The 14,680-nt window shown below is 48.6% G+C and carries 18 protein-coding genes; 10 read left to right on the forward strand and 8 right to left on the reverse strand.

Going from position 1 to position 14,680, the window contains the following annotated elements; all coding sequences use genetic code 11:
• Positions 1-7: 7 nt before the first annotated feature.
• Positions 8-937, reverse strand: coding sequence for a LysR family transcriptional regulator (locus tag BFR57_RS00270; RefSeq protein ID WP_071462098.1), 930 nt, complete (start codon positions 935-937; stop codon positions 8-10).
• A 106-nt stretch (positions 938-1,043) separates the two neighbouring features.
• Between BFR57_RS00270 and BFR57_RS00275 the strand changes: the two genes are divergently transcribed.
• On the forward strand, positions 1,044-1,898 hold the full coding sequence (locus tag BFR57_RS00275) for a type 1 glutamine amidotransferase domain-containing protein (RefSeq protein WP_071462099.1): 855 nt from the start codon (positions 1,044-1,046) through the stop codon (positions 1,896-1,898).
• Positions 1,899-1,917: 19 nt separating this feature from the next.
• Entirely contained in the window at positions 1,918-3,006 is a 1,089-nt protein-coding gene (locus tag BFR57_RS00280) for an NADH:flavin oxidoreductase/NADH oxidase (RefSeq protein ID WP_071462100.1), read from the forward strand.
• Positions 3,007-3,021: 15 nt separating this feature from the next.
• On the opposite strand, the gene BFR57_RS00285 is transcribed toward BFR57_RS00280, so the two are convergent.
• Both BFR57_RS00285 and BFR57_RS00290 read right to left on the reverse strand, forming a co-directional pair.
• Complete coding sequence (locus BFR57_RS00285) at positions 3,022-3,444, reverse strand: secondary thiamine-phosphate synthase enzyme YjbQ (RefSeq protein ID WP_071462101.1); 423 nt, start codon at positions 3,442-3,444, stop codon at positions 3,022-3,024.
• Positions 3,445-3,468: 24 nt separating this feature from the next.
• Positions 3,469-3,915 (reverse strand): GNAT family N-acetyltransferase, encoded by a 447-nt coding sequence (locus tag BFR57_RS00290; RefSeq protein WP_071462102.1) that lies wholly within the window; start codon positions 3,913-3,915, stop codon positions 3,469-3,471.
• A gap of 237 nt (positions 3,916-4,152) precedes the next feature.
• Here BFR57_RS00290 and BFR57_RS00295 point away from each other — a divergent pair, with 237 nt between their 5' ends.
• Complete coding sequence (locus BFR57_RS00295; protein ID WP_071462103.1) at positions 4,153-5,247, forward strand: GGDEF domain-containing protein; 1,095 nt, start codon at positions 4,153-4,155, stop codon at positions 5,245-5,247.
• Positions 5,205-5,918 (forward strand): SIMPL domain-containing protein, encoded by a 714-nt coding sequence (locus tag BFR57_RS00300; protein WP_071462104.1) that lies wholly within the window; start codon positions 5,205-5,207, stop codon positions 5,916-5,918. The genes BFR57_RS00295 and BFR57_RS00300 overlap by 43 nt, the downstream gene beginning before the upstream one ends.
• On the opposite strand, the gene BFR57_RS00305 is transcribed toward BFR57_RS00300, so the two are convergent.
• On the reverse strand, positions 5,915-6,529 hold the full coding sequence (locus tag BFR57_RS00305) for a hypothetical protein (RefSeq protein ID WP_143441022.1): 615 nt from the start codon (positions 6,527-6,529) through the stop codon (positions 5,915-5,917). The genes BFR57_RS00300 and BFR57_RS00305 overlap by 4 nt on opposite strands.
• Positions 6,530-6,703: 174 nt before the next feature.
• Between BFR57_RS00305 and yegQ the strand changes: the two genes are divergently transcribed.
• The 5 genes from yegQ to ppiC all read left to right on the forward strand — a co-directional run bounded on the left by yegQ (position 6,704) and on the right by ppiC (position 9,595).
• Complete coding sequence (gene yegQ / locus BFR57_RS00310; RefSeq protein ID WP_143441027.1) at positions 6,704-7,993, forward strand: tRNA 5-hydroxyuridine modification protein YegQ; 1,290 nt, start codon at positions 6,704-6,706, stop codon at positions 7,991-7,993.
• Positions 7,980-8,168, forward strand: a complete 189-nt coding sequence (locus tag BFR57_RS00315) for a 4Fe-4S dicluster domain-containing protein (RefSeq protein WP_006954506.1) — start codon at positions 7,980-7,982, stop codon at positions 8,166-8,168. Before yegQ ends, BFR57_RS00315 begins: the two co-directional genes overlap by 14 nt.
• 57 nt (positions 8,169-8,225) lie before the next feature.
• Positions 8,226-8,855 carry a uracil phosphoribosyltransferase gene (upp, locus tag BFR57_RS00320; protein WP_071462106.1) on the forward strand — a complete coding sequence of 210 codons (630 nt, stop codon included), beginning with the start codon at positions 8,226-8,228 and terminating at the stop codon, positions 8,853-8,855.
• Between the two features lie 62 nt (positions 8,856-8,917).
• The gene (locus BFR57_RS00325; RefSeq protein WP_071462107.1) at positions 8,918-9,265 is read left to right on the forward strand and encodes a VOC family protein; all 348 of its coding nucleotides are present in this window, start codon (positions 8,918-8,920) and stop codon (positions 9,263-9,265) included.
• A 51-nt stretch (positions 9,266-9,316) separates the two neighbouring features.
• Entirely contained in the window at positions 9,317-9,595 is a 279-nt protein-coding gene (ppiC, locus tag BFR57_RS00330; RefSeq protein WP_006954514.1) for a peptidylprolyl isomerase PpiC, read from the forward strand.
• Positions 9,596-9,613: 18 nt separating this feature from the next.
• Here the strand turns inward: ppiC and BFR57_RS00335 are convergent, their stop codons facing one another.
• Positions 9,614-10,840 (reverse strand): NnrS family protein, encoded by a 1,227-nt coding sequence (locus tag BFR57_RS00335; protein WP_071462108.1) that lies wholly within the window; start codon positions 10,838-10,840, stop codon positions 9,614-9,616.
• Between the two features lie 80 nt (positions 10,841-10,920).
• Complete coding sequence (locus BFR57_RS00340) at positions 10,921-11,370, reverse strand: YaiI/YqxD family protein (protein ID WP_071462109.1); 450 nt, start codon at positions 11,368-11,370, stop codon at positions 10,921-10,923.
• A 107-nt stretch (positions 11,371-11,477) separates the two neighbouring features.
• Between BFR57_RS00340 and BFR57_RS00345 the strand changes: the two genes are divergently transcribed.
• The gene (locus tag BFR57_RS00345) at positions 11,478-12,374 is read left to right on the forward strand and encodes a sensor domain-containing diguanylate cyclase (RefSeq protein ID WP_071462110.1); all 897 of its coding nucleotides are present in this window, start codon (positions 11,478-11,480) and stop codon (positions 12,372-12,374) included.
• A gap of 26 nt (positions 12,375-12,400) precedes the next feature.
• Here BFR57_RS00345 and BFR57_RS00350 read toward each other — a convergent pair whose 3' ends face one another.
• Together BFR57_RS00350 and BFR57_RS00355 are read right to left on the reverse strand one after the other, a co-directional pair.
• Complete coding sequence (locus BFR57_RS00350) at positions 12,401-14,269, reverse strand: DUF885 family protein (RefSeq protein ID WP_071462111.1); 1,869 nt, start codon at positions 14,267-14,269, stop codon at positions 12,401-12,403.
• A 103-nt stretch (positions 14,270-14,372) separates the two neighbouring features.
• Positions 14,373-14,669, reverse strand: a complete 297-nt coding sequence (locus BFR57_RS00355) for a hypothetical protein (RefSeq protein WP_071462112.1) — start codon at positions 14,667-14,669, stop codon at positions 14,373-14,375.
• Between the last annotated feature and the right edge of the window lie 11 nt (positions 14,670-14,680).

Genomic DNA, 14,680 nt, shown 5'->3' on the forward strand with positions numbered 1-14,680 from the left:
AAGTTGGTTAACTTGAGTGCTCTCTGCAGACACGTTGGAGTACCTCTTGTATTGTGTTTCTTAACCATCGACGCATCGGATCAGCATCCGTCCGTTCATGCCAAATCTGCATTACCTGCACATTCGGAAGGTCAAGGGGGGGTTCAAGTATGACTAAATTATCATCCAATGCGGTCGCCTGCTCAGCTATTGAGCGCAAACAAGTCAGCAACCACCGCGTCTCGGTTAACAACCGAGTCGGCACAATAAAACTGGATAAACCTGCAACGATACTACGTTCACGCCCCAACTCTGCTAGCTTTTGATCGACCAACCCTTTCAAATCACCTGTTAAGGTAGTAAGTAAATGCTCACACTCTAAGTAATCGTCAAGTGAAAACCCGCCGATGACATGCGGATTATCCCTAGCTGCTAATACTTTAAATGGCTCCTCAATCAAGCGTTGTTGTCGCAACGTGTCAGGTAAGTCATTGTAAAAGCCTGCGATAGCAATATCACATTCGCCTGTTTCCAACTCTTGGCGTGGAAGACGACCTCGCGTATTTTGCGTAACTATGGTGACATTAGGTGCAGCTTGCCGAACTAAAGGCAATAGATGAGGCAATAGCGCTTGCTCCATATAATCTGTCGTATATATCCGTATCGACTCCGTTCTGCTCAGATAGTCATGTCCCTCGGTTTGTTCATAAAAGTTTCTGAGCTGATGAATAAGTGGTTGCATCTGACGCGCAAGCTCATGGGCACGCGGTGTCGCGGTCAACCCTCTCGCTGCACGCACGAATAATGAGTCTCCCATTTCGTGGCGAAGTTTATTTAACTTATGACTTAATGCGGGCTGACTCAGTGACATACGTTGCGCTGCCCGGGTAGCATTTAACTCTTCATAAAGTGTATGAAAAACCAACAGAAGGTTAATATCCTTAGTGTATAAATTCATTCGCTATTCATTTTTTCGATGGGTCAAATAGATATTTTCTTATTATCGAATGATAGTACACACGCTACTATAAGCGCATCAAATTTACGCCTTAATTGGAGGCTTTATGACAACCGGTTTTATCAAGTCACTCTTACTCACTGCCACTTTAGGTGCAGTATTGCTGTTTTGCCAAGCAGCGGTGGCGAGCAAGGGCAAGGTGCTCGTTTTACTCTCCAGTGAAACACAATTGGAACTTGCTGATGGCAGCCAATATCCAACGGGATACTACCTGAACGAATTTGGTGTACCGGCTGATGCGCTTCAGCAAGCGGGCTACGAGCTCGTTTTGGTCACTCCAAAAGGTAACGCGCCGCGGGTCGACCAACGTTCTGTCGATACACAATATTTCGGCGGCGATGAGCAAGAAATGCAGCGCATTCAAAAAGTCATCGCTAACCTTGATGGTATTAACGATACCCACAAACTCGCCGACGTACTCAAAAGTGATTTGAGCCAATTTGATGGTCTATTCATACCTGGCGGTCATGCACCTCTGATTGACTTGGTCGGTAATCCTGAAGTCGGTAAGCTACTGACTTATTTCCACAACCAACAAAAGCCTACCGCCGCAATTTGCCACGGCCCTATTGCGCTGCTGTCACCACAGCAAATGCCGGCACAGTTTATTGACCAATTTGCGAAAGAAGGTCAATCACAAGCGCAAGATTGGATCTACGAGGGCTATAACATGACCATCTTCTCGACCCCAGAAGAACAAGTTTTCGAGCGCTCACTTAATGGCAAACAAATCCGTTATTACCCAGCCGCTGCGATGCAAGCCGCAGGCGCGAATCTCGAACAAGCCGAAGCGTGGCAGCCCAACGTCGTTATCGACCGCGAACTGATTACCGGTCAGAACCCTTTTTCCGACAAAGTTCTAGCAGAAGCGTTAATTAAGCAACTAGAACAAGCGCAGTAATCAACAAGGAGTACTTAGCGTGTCAGCTTTATTTCAACCATTTGAGTTAAAAGATGTTCGTTTGCGTAACCGTATTGCCGTACCTCCGATGTGCCAGTACATGGCAGAAGAAGGCGTGGTCAACGATTGGCACCTCAGTCACTACACCAGCTTAGCGCGCGGTGGTGCAGGCTTAGTTATTGTTGAGGCGACCGCAGTTTCTCCTGAAGGACGTATCACCCCGAACTGCACCGGGTTGTGGAATGACGAGCAAGCACAAGCGATGCAGCCGATTGTCGACAACATCAAAGCCGCCGGTGCGGTAGCGGGTATTCAAATTGGTCATGCGGGACGGAAGGCAAGTGCCAACCGTCCATGGGACGGCGACGACCATATTGCTGAAGAGGACGTCCGAGGCTGGGAAACGCTCTCGCCCTCACCAATCGCTTTTGGCGCGAACCTGCCTCGCCAACCCAAAGAGATGACGTTAGAAGATATCAAGCGTGTACAAACTGACTTTGTTGCCGCTGCTGAACGTGCTCGAGACCTGGGGTTTGAATGGCTCGAGTTACACTTTGCTCATGGGTACCTTGGTCAAAGCTTTTTCTCGCCACATGCTAACCAGCGTACTGACGAATATGGCGGGTCATTTGAGAACCGCGCACGCTTCTTAGTCGAAACTGTGCGGGCGGTCAAAGCCGTATGGCCCGATAACTTCCCGCTAACTGCACGTTTTGGTGTTATCGAATTTGATGGCAATGACGAGGAGCAGTTGCAAGAGTCGATTAAGTTAACTGAGTTGCTCAAAGCAGAAGGGTTGGATTTTCTAAACGTCAGTATCAGTTTCTCAACGCCGCACGCCAATATCCCATGGGGACCGGGCTTTATGGCGCCGATTGCTGAACGCATCAGAAACGCCGCGGATATTCCCGTTGCATCGGCGTGGGGAATCGATTTACCACAGCTGGCAGAACACACCGTCGCACAGGGTCAGTTAGACTTAGTGATGGTTGGCCGTGCACATTTATCGAACCCACACTGGCCTTACGATACTGCTAAAGCATTGCGTGTTGAGAAGCCGTCTTGGGTATTACCCGCCCCTTATGCGCATTGGTTAGAACGGTATTAAGCTCACTTTTAAAGCTTAAACACCTTGTACAGTGAGCACCAGTTTTCGACTGCTGGCGTGGTCGCGGTGCTCACACAAGTAGATACCTTGCCATGTGCCCATATTAAGACGCCCTTGGGTTAACGGTACAGTCACACTCGCGCCTAGAATACTCGACTTCAAGTGAGCTGGCATGTCATCAGGCCCCTCATAGGTGTGCTCATAGTAGGGCGCGTTCTCAGGCACCATCTCGTTGAAATGGCGTTCAAAGTCACCCCGCACGGTCGCATCGGCATTTTCATTGATCGTCAATGAAGCCGAGGTATGTTGAATAAACACATGCACGAGACCAGTCGATAATTGGCACTTTTCAGCTAATAACCGCTCTACGCGATCAGTGATTAAGTGAAAGCCTCGATTAAAGGCTGGCAGCGTTAACTCAAATTGTTGTACGTGCATAGAACTCTCAAAAATAAGCGTCTACTAGCGCATTAAACGCATAGGCACCATCTGTGGATCGCTATTGGTTTGCTCTACAAACCCTAAACTGCGATATAGATTCAATGCGCGATGATTTTCTGGCAATACGTTTAATGTAACATGCTCAACGTCAGGATGTTGCCAAGCGTAATCAAGTAACGCCTGCACAAATAGGCGCCCTAGCCCTTTACCTCGCTCCTGTGGGTTTACGATTAAACACGCAATGTGTCTTGCACCTTCATATTTTTCATAACATTGTGCAAAACCAACTAACTTATTGTCGTACCAAAACCCAAGAGAAGGGCGTTCGTCACATTTTAGGCGCGCCCAAACGTCATTGATGGGACTATCGGTGTGCACATTAGGGCCAAGCCAAAAGAGACGATCGCGTGCCGTTTGAGCCCATGAAAAAACTTTTTGAAACTGCTGTGGTGAAATCGTTTTTAGCATTTTGATTCTATTTAAAGGCTTTATCAGAACTATAAAGGATAAGCCCGTTAAGCCAATAAGCGGATTGTCAGATTCATAGCGTAATCGCCTAATTACGTAGATATATACGATAAACCGACTATTAAAGGCGCTAGACAGCAAACTAACGGGTAAAAAATCCATTGAAATATTCTGTTACAACCAAGATAATATAACATGAATATATTATTATAATCATAAAAGGATGTTACTCGAGACATGGAACTGTCCTCGCTCAGCGCGCTTTCACCCAAGCGCCCACAGTTTTGGCAAGTTGCCAAGCGTTGCTGCATTATAGCGGCGTTCATCGATGTGGCGTTCTTTGTCATCTTTATGCTGCTCGACTCGCCCTTGCTTGCATGGATTAATCTATTAAGTATTTCCATGTATCTGACCGCGTATTGGGCGTACACAACGCGTAAAAACACACTCGCAACTCTGCTAATCTGGGCAGAGGTGTTATATCACTCTGCCTTCGGCACGCTGTTGATCGGTTGGGATAGTGGCTTTCATTATTTTCTACTGATGTTTGTACCCGCAATTTTTGTCAGTATGAGTTTAAAGCCCGCTATCCTATCACTGTGTGGCTTGTGGATTTACTATGTCTCGCTCGATTTATTCGGTTGGTACTATCCGCCCATTCAGCCTATCCGCGGTGATGCATTGGTTTTGGTGCACCTATTCAACTTAACCGTTGTTTTTGCAATGTTTGCCTACCTTGCACTCTATTATCTCAATAAGGTCAGTATCACACACGACAAGCTACGCTTTTTTGCCACCACCGATCCTTTAACGCGGTTACGCAACCGTCGCCACATGTCTGAATTATTGAAACGTGCGGTGGAGAGCTATCAAAAAGAACAACGGCTTGTCTCGGTATTATTGCTCGATCTCGACCACTTTAAGACAATTAACGATACTTATGGGCACGACGCAGGCGATAAGGTACTAAAAGTAGCAGCGGATATTCTTCGCGACACCGCACGCGACCATGACAAGGTTTCTCGTTGGGGGGGTGAGGAGTTTTTGGTGTTTTTACCACGAACAAACTTAAATCACGCAGCCCAAGTTGCTGAGCGCATTCGCAAAGCAATTGCAAAATATCCCTGGCACACAGTCATTAATGAGAAAATTACGTTGACCACCAGTATCGGAGTGAGTGAACTCAAACCCGATGACTCGGTCAATACATTAGTAAAGCGTGCGGATGACGCACTGTATCGCGGCAAGGAAGCTGGTAGAAATTGGGTCGAACTCGAATCGGAGGCTTCATGTCGCAAACCAAAAGCAGCATCATCATCGCTATCGGACTGATCGTCAGTTGTGGGATACTTGGTACATTTTTTTCAAAAGGCTTAACCGACTTTCGATCAATGGATCGCAGTGTCACTGTGAAAGGGCTCTCTGAACGCGAGTATGTTGCCGACACCGTGATTTGGCCGATTCAATTTACCGCTGCCAGCAATCAGCTTTCGGATATTTATCAAACTATTGAACAAGGCAAGCAGCAAGTCAGCGAATTTCTAAAGGGTAAAGGGGTTAAAGCCGATGAGATTTCCGTCGCAGCTCCCTCGATCACCGATAAGTCGGCACAACGTTACGGCTCAGGCCAACCGGCTGAGTTTCGCTATACCGCCACCCAAACCATTACCGTGTATTCAACGCGCGTCGAAACAATACGCGACATGATGAGTTCGCTATCGGAGTTAGGTAAACAGGGTATGGTGCTATCTACCGACGATTACCAAGCGCAACCTGAGTACCTATTCACCCGATTGAACGATGTGAAACCCGAAATGATAGAAGAAGCCACTAAGAACGCACGCGAAGTGGCAGAGAAGTTCGCCCAAGATAGCAATAGCGAGCTCGGCAAAATAAAAGATGCCCGCCAAGGCCTATTCAGTATTCAAGAACGTGACCGTCATAACCCACACCTTAAAAAAGTACGTGTCGTCTCAACGGTTGAATATTACTTATCCGACTAGTCAGCCGTTTCATCATTTTTAGGTCGAGGGCATTGTCCCTCGACATTCACTTCAACATAATTCATATCGAAGCATCGCAGATAAGATTCAACAATAGTTAAGTTAGGTGGCCACGGCACTTCAATCGGATTACCTTCAGCATCGCGCGGATCAAATCCCTCGGGGCGCGGAACGGCTTTTAGACGCGCTATTGCATCAACCAGTTTCGGTTTGTCCTTTTTAATAAATGCAATGGTCGCATCCATATAGGGGTTCCACCCGCTACGGTCCTGCTCGTCCGGTTTATAACTCTGTCTAAATAAAGCAATCGCCGCCTCATTGTGACCTAACTCCGCATGCAGCTGGGCTTGATGTACACGGAGCGTGTGCTTCATACCGTCCGATAAGTCAGTTCGTTGTTGTTGATACGCCTCAATCAGTTTAACCGCTTCGGGCTTACAACCGGGTGTATCGGCAACGGCGCGCCAGCCCCCTTCAAAGTCTTGGTCAAAACTCATGAAATCTAACTCAAGCAGCGCTGCCTTGTTTTCAATGCATGTGGCTTGCGCCGCTTTCGCACCACTAGGTGCCAACATAATACTAACCAATAAGAACTGAACGAAACGACTCATTACAAATAACCAAAGTTTATTTATTTTGTTTATCATTAGCACTCTTTCGACCCCATCTCAAGCGCCTCACATCGGCAGTTTATTGATTCACATCAACGCGTGATAAGGCGTTTAGCAGTAACCTGCGAGCATTTAGCTCCGCACGTAACTGGATCAGCACCTTAAACTATGTCGATGTATAAAAGCCCCGAACTACTCGCGCCAGCCGGTAACCCCACCGCCATGAAAATCGCTTTTGCTTACGGTGCAGATGCGGTTTATGCGGGCGAGCCACGCTACAGCTTACGGGTAAGAAACAACAGCTTTACCTTGGCAAATCTAGGTGAGTCTATCGACTACGCCCACAAACTGGGTAAACGTTTCTATGTCGTGGTCAACATCGCACCGCATAACGCAAAACTGACGCAGTTTGTTGAACACATGGAGCAGGTGGTTGCTCTACAGCCTGATGCATTAATCGTCTCAGATCCGGGTATCGTGATGTTGCTGCGTCAGCACTTCCCTGGGCAGGCACTGCACTTATCTGTGCAAGCGAACACCGTGAACTGGGCGGCACTCAAGTTCTGGCAACAACAGGGCATCGAGCGGGTTATCCTTTCTCGCGAACTGTCTTTGCAAGAGATCAAAGAAATGCGCGAGCACGTGCCTGATATGGAGCTTGAGGTATTCGTCCACGGCGCTCTATGCATGGCTTATTCGGGTCGCTGTTTACTCTCCGGTTACACCAATAAACGTGACCCCAACCAAGGCGCATGCACCAACGCATGCCGTTGGAAGTATCACACACAATCTGCACAGCAAGATGAAGTGGGCCAATATATACCGGACCCCATCTTAGTCGCCGATCCTCAACGTCCCGATGAGCCCATGTTACTCGACGAAGATATTCATGGCAGTTATCTCATGAACTCTAAAGATCTCCGTGCCGTTGATTTAGTCGAACCGCTGACGCAAATGGGTGTTCACTCGCTGAAGATTGAAGGTCGGACCAAGTCCGACTATTACGTCGCACGTACAACCCAAGTCTACCGGCGTGCGATTGATGATGCCGTAGCGGGCAAGCCGTTCAACCCGCAACTGCTCAATGCGCTCGATGGTATGGCGAACCGTGGTTTTACTCATGGCTTCTTACAACGTCACAGCGCACAGTCACTGCAGAACTACGAACGCGCTCATAGTGAAGGAAAAGAGCAACTTGTCGGGCAGCTACTCGCAAGCGACCACCAAGACGCCTACCTTATTGATGTAAAAAATGCATTCTCGGTGGGCGATGAACTTTTACTCATCACGCCAAAAGGTAACTATCCACTTCAAGTCACTGAGCTTGTGGATAACAAGGGAACACCACTTTTACGAGCACCGGGCTCGGGTTATCAAGTCTATGTTCCTGCTGAAGTCGCTATCGACTCAGTAGATAGACCCATGTGTTTTCTGATAAAAAGGAGCGAGCATGATCACCATTAACGAAGACTGCATCAACTGCGATATGTGCGTACCTGAGTGCCCGGTCGAAGCGATCGAGATGGGTGACGAGCATTACGAAATTAAGCAGTCGTTATGTGTCGAATGCGAAGGTTTCTATCCTGAGCCCAGCTGTTATGCAGTATGTCCGGTCGATGCAGTGGACATCGGCAAGTAAAAAACAGCGAAATTTGCTATGCTTTGCAGCCAAGAACATGAATTAAGGGGCATCGCCATGGGATTACAGGTCATTAAGCATCCGCTTGTACAGCATAAGCTTGGATTAATGCGTAAACACGGGATCTCGACCAAGAGCTTCCGCGAACTTGCCAATGAAATCAGTACGTTACTCACCTACGAGGCGACCAGTGACTTTATGCTGGAGCCACATACCATTGACGGCTGGAATGAAACACCTATTGAGGTCGAGCAACTTAAAGGTAAAAAAGTCACGGTAGTCCCCATTCTACGCGCAGGTATGGGCATGCTGGATGGCGTCACCACACTCATCCCCAGCGCAAAAGTTAGTGTTGTCGGCTTATACCGTAATGAGGAAACGTTAGAGCCCGTCAGTTATTTCGATAAATTCGTTAACGACATCGGCCAGCGCATCGCCCTGGTGATCGACCCGATGCTCGCTACTGGCGGCAGTATGATTGCCACCCTCGACATGCTCAAGCAACAAGGCTGTAAGGACATTCGCGTACTCGTGTTGGTGGCGGCACCCGAAGGCGTTGAAGCCGTATTGGCCAAGCATCCCGATGTACGAATTTTTACTGCATCACTCGATGACAAGCTCAATGAGCAGGGCTATATCATCCCGGGGCTGGGCGATGCCGGGGATAAAATTTTTGGTACCCGTTAGTCTTCTAGACGACGGCCACAAGCGATCTATACTGATGAGATATGCCTGCTTAGGAGCCAAGAATGAGTGCCACTAAAATTAATTATATTGAAATGCCTGCAAGCGATATCGCCGCAACTAAGCAGTTTTTCAATGACGCCTTCGGTTGGGAGTATATCGACTATGGTCCCGATTACGCGGCTATTAAAAATGCCGGTGTTGATGGCGGCTTCTACAGTGCGCCTCTAAAAGCGCAAACGGCACAAGGCAGCGTATTGGTGGTACTGTACAGTCCCGACTTACAAAAGAGTCTACATGCCGTCGAACAGGCAGGCGGTGAAATCATTAAGCCCATTTTCAGCTTTCCAGGCGGTCATCGATTTCACTTCACCTGCCCCAGCGGCAATGAATATGCGGTTTGGTCGGAGTAGTCCGTACAAGCTGTGATAAACTGATCAACGTATCAGTAAAGGAGAAATCTCATGGCACGTGCGCATGCATTACACATTTTGGTTAAAACCAAGCCCGAAGCCGAAGAGCTAAAAAAGCAGCTCGCCAACGGCGCAAAATTTGCCGACTTAGCGCGTAAACATTCACTCTGTCCGTCAGGCAAACAGGGTGGCGACTTAGGCGAGTTCCGTCGCGGTGAAATGGTACCTGCCTTTGACAAGGTGGTATTCGGTCAACCGACACTAGAAGTACATGGTCCCGTTAAAACCGCATTTGGTTACCATCTTATTAAAACACTCTCGCGCGGCTAAACCGCACTATATGAGTGATTACCCAGGGCGGCCATCCGCTCTGGGGCTTCGCAAGATGTTCTGATACACACCAACAAAACAACCATAGCTCAACATCCATCCCAGTGCCGCAACCAATAACCAACTGAACGTAGCCTCGGGCATCACCACAATACCCACAACACGGGCTAACGCAGCCAGTACTATTAGCAAGAACGCAACAGACATCACGGGTTTAGATTTTAGCGGGCGTCCGCTATGGCCGAGTGAGATACGTGCCATCATCGCCAAAATCAGGCTACCCATTGCACCGACGGTTAACGCATGCAGTGCTGTACTTTTGGCAAGCTGAATATGAGTCGCCAATAAACCTGCACTTTGCGCGTAATAGATAGCAAGCAAGCCCAACCCAACAGGAATAAACGCATAAGCGCCATGCAGGGACCATACTAACGGCACGCGCCAAGTTATCCATGGGCGCCAGCGCAACCAGCGGATAGTGTGGAACACACAGGCGAACGCAAACAATAAGGCAAGCACAGCGCCCGGTAACACTCCATCTAGACTGAACAAAAACACCACCGCGATCAGCCACGAGCAACCCAAAGCAGCACGTTCTAACCAAGGCCAAGCGCTTACCCGAGCAGTACCGGTGCCATTTGCAGTAAACATGGGTATGACACGCCCACCGATCACACTCATCAACAGGGTAATTAAAAATACCGCAGCATAAGCGCCCTGCACCTGCCACGCATACTGCTCAAACCAAAGCCCCGCGTGCATCATCGCATTTGTCGCGGTGAGTAACAGTAAAATAGGCACAAAGAATAAGTTACGGGTTTGATTCACATTAAGCAGCAGACGCGTAAACAACAGCGCCGCTATTGGCATTACGCTTAAATCAATAAGGATGACAGCAAGTGCAGGCAAATAGGTACCAAACAGCAACGCCAACCTTGCTAAGCTCCAAAGCATGACGAGGACAAACAATGTCTTACCATGAGTAGCGCGCTGCCCCGTCCAGTTTTGTACTGCGGTTAGTAAAAAACCGAGAATAATTGCAGTAACAAACCCAAATAGCATTTCGTGAGCGTGCCAAAACAGTATATTGCCGTAGACAGGTAGTGAGACCCAGCCGCCAAGCATCGCTATCCACAGACCAACCGCAACAATGCTAAAGCTCGCGCCGAATAAAAAGAAAGGTCGAAATGCCTGGCGCAGTAGCGGCGTCAGGCGCATTTCCTGTTCCATTTGTGTCACTTGCATGGATTACTCCTTGTTTGGCTATTTTAGCCCTATAGAGTAATCATACATTTAAAATGTATTTTAAAGCCAGTCGAAATAGATTAGCGAGTGAGCTGTGTCAAAATCCGGTCGAGTTGGTTCGCAAACGCCATCTTATCGCGGGCATGCAAAGGGGGAGGACCTCCGGTATGTTCACCGCTGCTGCGCATGGTATCCATAAAATCGCGCATATTAAGACGCCCACCGATATTTTCTTTGGTGTACAGTTCGCCTCTTGGGCTCAGCGCTTGCCCCCCTTTTTTGATCACATCCGCCGCCAACGGGATATCTGCGGTGATCACTAAATCGCCAGCCTCGCAGCGTTCAGCAATTTCGTTATCCGCCACATCAAACCCCGACTCCACGCGCACTGAGCGAATGAACTTAGAGGGCGGCACGCGCAACGCTTGGTTAGCGACCAAAATAAGCGGCACCTGCTTGCGCTCAGCGGCGCGATACAAAATCTCTTTTATGACCGTCGGACACGCATCGGCGTCCACCCAAATATTCATATCCGTTCATCACTCACTAATAAAAGATGGAAAGCATAGACAGACGGGCTAATCTAAGCAAACATAAGGTTTTAGAACAATCATACTAACAAAATCTAAGGCGGCTTATGAATAAACCTGCATTTGCAGCCCTTGCCGAATATATGGATCTGCTCCTTGATGCCATTTGCGTTGTGGATCCAGACCACCGCTTTAGTTACCTCAGCCCAGGCGCCAAACGCGTGTTTGGTTATGAGCCTGAAGAAATGATTGGCCGTTCAATGTTTGACTTTATGCACCCGGATCATCATGCCGAGACGCTGTTGCGTGCCGAGCAGGTCAATAATGGACGGGACGTGCTACATTTTGAAAATCGCTACATCCATAAAGACGGCTCAGTCATTTATTTACACTGGACAGCACGCTGGTCCGAAAAAGACCAAATGCGTATCGGTGTGGCACGCGATATCACTGCACAGCGAGCGTTGGAACACGAACGCGAAGCACTTATCGAGCGGCTAGAGCACATGGCGCTCACCGACTCCCTGACTCAACTCCCTAACCGAGCGTTATTTTATGACCGCGTGCGTACCGCACAAGCGCGTGCAGAGCGTGATGCCGGTGGGCTCGCGATACTCTATCTCGATCTCGATAAGTTCAAAGAGGTTAACGACCATTACGGTCATGCCACGGGCGATGAATTATTAAAAGCAGTCGCCACTCGGATTCAATCCGCGATCCGTAATACCGATACCGCAGCACGCTTAGGTGGAGACGAGTTTGTGGTGTTGGTGGATGCTTCACATACCCGACGACTCGATAGTGCGATTGATAAGGTGGTGAATAAGATCCAGGCTGCGTTAAAGCCACCCCACATCATGAAACATGGGTCGTTAGCCATTACTGCCAGCATTGGCGTGGCCATGTGGCCCGAGCACGGTCACAGCATTGAGCAACTGCTACATCACGCCGATCAAGCCATGTATAACGCCAAACGGCGGGGAGGAAACAGCGTTGCTGTATAGCCAACAACGCTGCTGATTAAGCTTAATTAAGCGTTTTTCTTCTCTTCAATATAATCGTTGATGAACTGTTCAAGCACGTTCAATGGCACCGGACCATTGCCAAGTACGCGATCGTGAAACTCGCGAATATCGAACTTGTCACCCAGTTCAGCCTTCGCTTTTTCACGCAGCTCTATGATTTTGTTCATACCAATTTTGTAAGCTGTCGCCTGACCTGGCATCACAATGTGACGCTCAACCATTTTCACTGCGTCCGCTTTCGCGTTTGGCGTGTTGTTTACGTAAAAATCGATACCCTCTTCACGCGTCCATTGCTTCGCATGAATACCTGTATCTACGACCAAACGCACTGCACGCCATAACTCCATCGCTAGACGACCAAAGTCAGAGTATGGGTCTTTATACAGGCCGATTTCCTTCGGTAGTTTCTCAGTGTATAAGCCCCAGCCCTCGCTGTACGCGGTATAGCGACCAAAACGACGGAATTTAGGAATCCCCTGAAGCTCTTGCTGAATGGCGATTTGCATATGGTGTCCTGGGATGCCCTCGTGATACGCCAAAGCCTCCATCTGGTACGTTGGCATTGAGCCCATGTCGTACAAGTTCGCGTAGTAAGTACCCGGACGCGAGCCGTCCATCGAAGGTTGCTGATAAAACGCTTTACCCGCCGATTTCTCGCGGAAAGGTTCAACCGCTTTAACAATGAGATCGGCTTTTGGCTTAGTAATAAAGAGCTCATCTAAGCGACCGCGCATATCATCGATAATGGCTTTCGCTTCGCTTAAGTAGCGTTGACGACCTTCTTCCGTATCGGGGTAGATGAAGTCGTCATTGTTCCGCATGTAAACGAAAAACTCTTGCAAAGTACCGTCAAAGCCGACCTCTTCCATAATGCCGCGCATCTCGTCATGAATACGCTCAACTTCGCTCAAACCAATCTCATGAATTTCGTCAGCGGTAAGATCGGTCGTGGTGGTACGCTGCAGCGCGTTGTTAAAGAACGCCTCACCATCAGGAAACTTCCATGCGCCCGCCTTCGTGGTCGCTTGCGCTTCAATATCCTTGAGCTTAACAATGAGGTTTTCGTAAGCCGGTTTTACCGACTCTAAAAACGCCGTTTTCGCCGAAGCAATTAACTGTTCGCGTTCTTCATCCGAGATCGCTAAGCCTTCAACCTTCTTATTAAAGTCAGCCCAAAGCGCACTGGCCTCACCGTCATCAAACGGCGCACCGGTAATGATATTTTTGCTATCGCTAATCACATAAGGATACACGAACTTAGGCGCAATGATGCCTTTGTCTGCACGCAATTGGAGGTTCTCAGCCAACTGTTCAAACAGCGCCGGCAGACCATTTAGCCGCGCGATATAATCCTCAGCGTCGTCCACTGAGCTAATACCATGCTGGTTAATCAGCAACGAAGCCACGCTCGAGTGCAAACCAAACATCTGGTTAACCGGGTAGTTATGATGACGCCATTTAAAGTCGGCAATATCATTTTCAAGCTGCTGCTTCATCAGCATCCAGCTGATTTTAGTCTGTTCATCCAGCTTCGACTCATCAATCGCTTTGACTTGTTCTAAATGCTTTTTGTTGAGCGCCAAGTCTTCTTGCGCCTGCTCCTCTGAGATGTCATCCCACTTATCTTGGTCATCTTTAATACCCAAGTAAGACTGATACATTGGGCTGCGCATGACATTCGCCATAAAGATATCTTCAAACAGCTGATTCGCCTTTTCAGACTCGGTTTGTTGTGTTTCTTGTTGAGCCGATTCAGCCGACGCCGTTTGCTGCTCTGCCGAAGTCGACTGAGTGCTGGTATTTGCGTTGTCAGAACACGCAGTGGTCATCAATACCACCGACACCGCTAAGGCGATTTTTTTATATTCGAACATCGTTTTTCTCCTTTAAGTTTGTACAACTTAATAACCTTTACAATAGGAGGTGTCAACGCAACTGCGCTGGCGGCGGCACCAATTGGGATGAGTATAGTCGCTTTTAATGCATCGTGTGTTCGTAGCGCGCCTCAATCTGACGTGCAGGCAACTCACCCCCCACGATCGGCTTCAACGCGCGCTGCACTTCAGGCACTAACGCGGCCAAAGCCGACAACATCGCCGGCTCACTGACATACTCATCAAACACCAAGGTCACCACTAAGCTCTGTGGAAAACGCTGATAGTTCACCTCGTGCGTGAGCCACACGAAGCCCTCATGCTCAACCTTGGCATCCTCGCAGACTTCGGTCAGCGCACGAATAATGTCGCGTTCGGTGTGTTTGTGTTTTGGGGGCATGGTTGGTCGCT

This window comes from Idiomarina sp. MD25a (assembly GCF_001870515.1).
Lineage (GTDB): Bacteria > Pseudomonadota > Gammaproteobacteria > Enterobacterales > Alteromonadaceae > Idiomarina.

Excerpts from the sequence above, each read along its gene's own strand:
- BFR57_RS00270 (WP_071462098.1), bottom strand. The coding sequence starts at position 937 with ATGAATTTATACACTAAGGATATTAACCTTCTGTTGGTTTTTCATACA.
- BFR57_RS00300 (WP_071462104.1), top strand. The coding sequence starts at position 5,205 with ATGTCGCAAACCAAAAGCAGCATCATCATCGCTATCGGACTGATCGTC.
- BFR57_RS00305 (WP_143441022.1), bottom strand. The coding sequence starts at position 6,529 with ATGAGTCGTTTCGTTCAGTTCTTATTGGTTAGTATTATGTTGGCACCT.
- BFR57_RS00350 (WP_071462111.1), bottom strand. The coding sequence starts at position 14,269 with ATGTTCGAATATAAAAAAATCGCCTTAGCGGTGTCGGTGGTATTGATG.
- BFR57_RS00345 (WP_071462110.1), top strand. The coding sequence starts at position 11,478 with ATGAATAAACCTGCATTTGCAGCCCTTGCCGAATATATGGATCTGCTC.
- BFR57_RS00290 (WP_071462102.1), bottom strand. The coding sequence starts at position 3,915 with ATGCTAAAAACGATTTCACCACAGCAGTTTCAAAAAGTTTTTTCATGG.
- ppiC (WP_006954514.1), top strand. The coding sequence starts at position 9,317 with ATGGCACGTGCGCATGCATTACACATTTTGGTTAAAACCAAGCCCGAA.
- BFR57_RS00285 (WP_071462101.1), bottom strand. The coding sequence starts at position 3,444 with ATGCACGTACAACAATTTGAGTTAACGCTGCCAGCCTTTAATCGAGGC.
- BFR57_RS00335 (WP_071462108.1), bottom strand. The coding sequence starts at position 10,840 with ATGCAAGTGACACAAATGGAACAGGAAATGCGCCTGACGCCGCTACTG.
- BFR57_RS00340 (WP_071462109.1), bottom strand. The coding sequence starts at position 11,370 with ATGAATATTTGGGTGGACGCCGATGCGTGTCCGACGGTCATAAAAGAG.
- BFR57_RS00295 (WP_071462103.1), top strand. The coding sequence starts at position 4,153 with ATGGAACTGTCCTCGCTCAGCGCGCTTTCACCCAAGCGCCCACAGTTT.
- BFR57_RS00325 (WP_071462107.1), top strand. The coding sequence starts at position 8,918 with ATGAGTGCCACTAAAATTAATTATATTGAAATGCCTGCAAGCGATATC.
- upp (WP_071462106.1), top strand. The coding sequence starts at position 8,226 with ATGGGATTACAGGTCATTAAGCATCCGCTTGTACAGCATAAGCTTGGA.
- BFR57_RS00315 (WP_006954506.1), top strand. The coding sequence starts at position 7,980 with ATGATCACCATTAACGAAGACTGCATCAACTGCGATATGTGCGTACCT.
- yegQ (WP_143441027.1), top strand. The coding sequence starts at position 6,704 with ATGTATAAAAGCCCCGAACTACTCGCGCCAGCCGGTAACCCCACCGCC.
- BFR57_RS00275 (WP_071462099.1), top strand. The coding sequence starts at position 1,044 with ATGACAACCGGTTTTATCAAGTCACTCTTACTCACTGCCACTTTAGGT.
- BFR57_RS00355 (WP_071462112.1), bottom strand. The coding sequence starts at position 14,669 with ATGCCCCCAAAACACAAACACACCGAACGCGACATTATTCGTGCGCTG.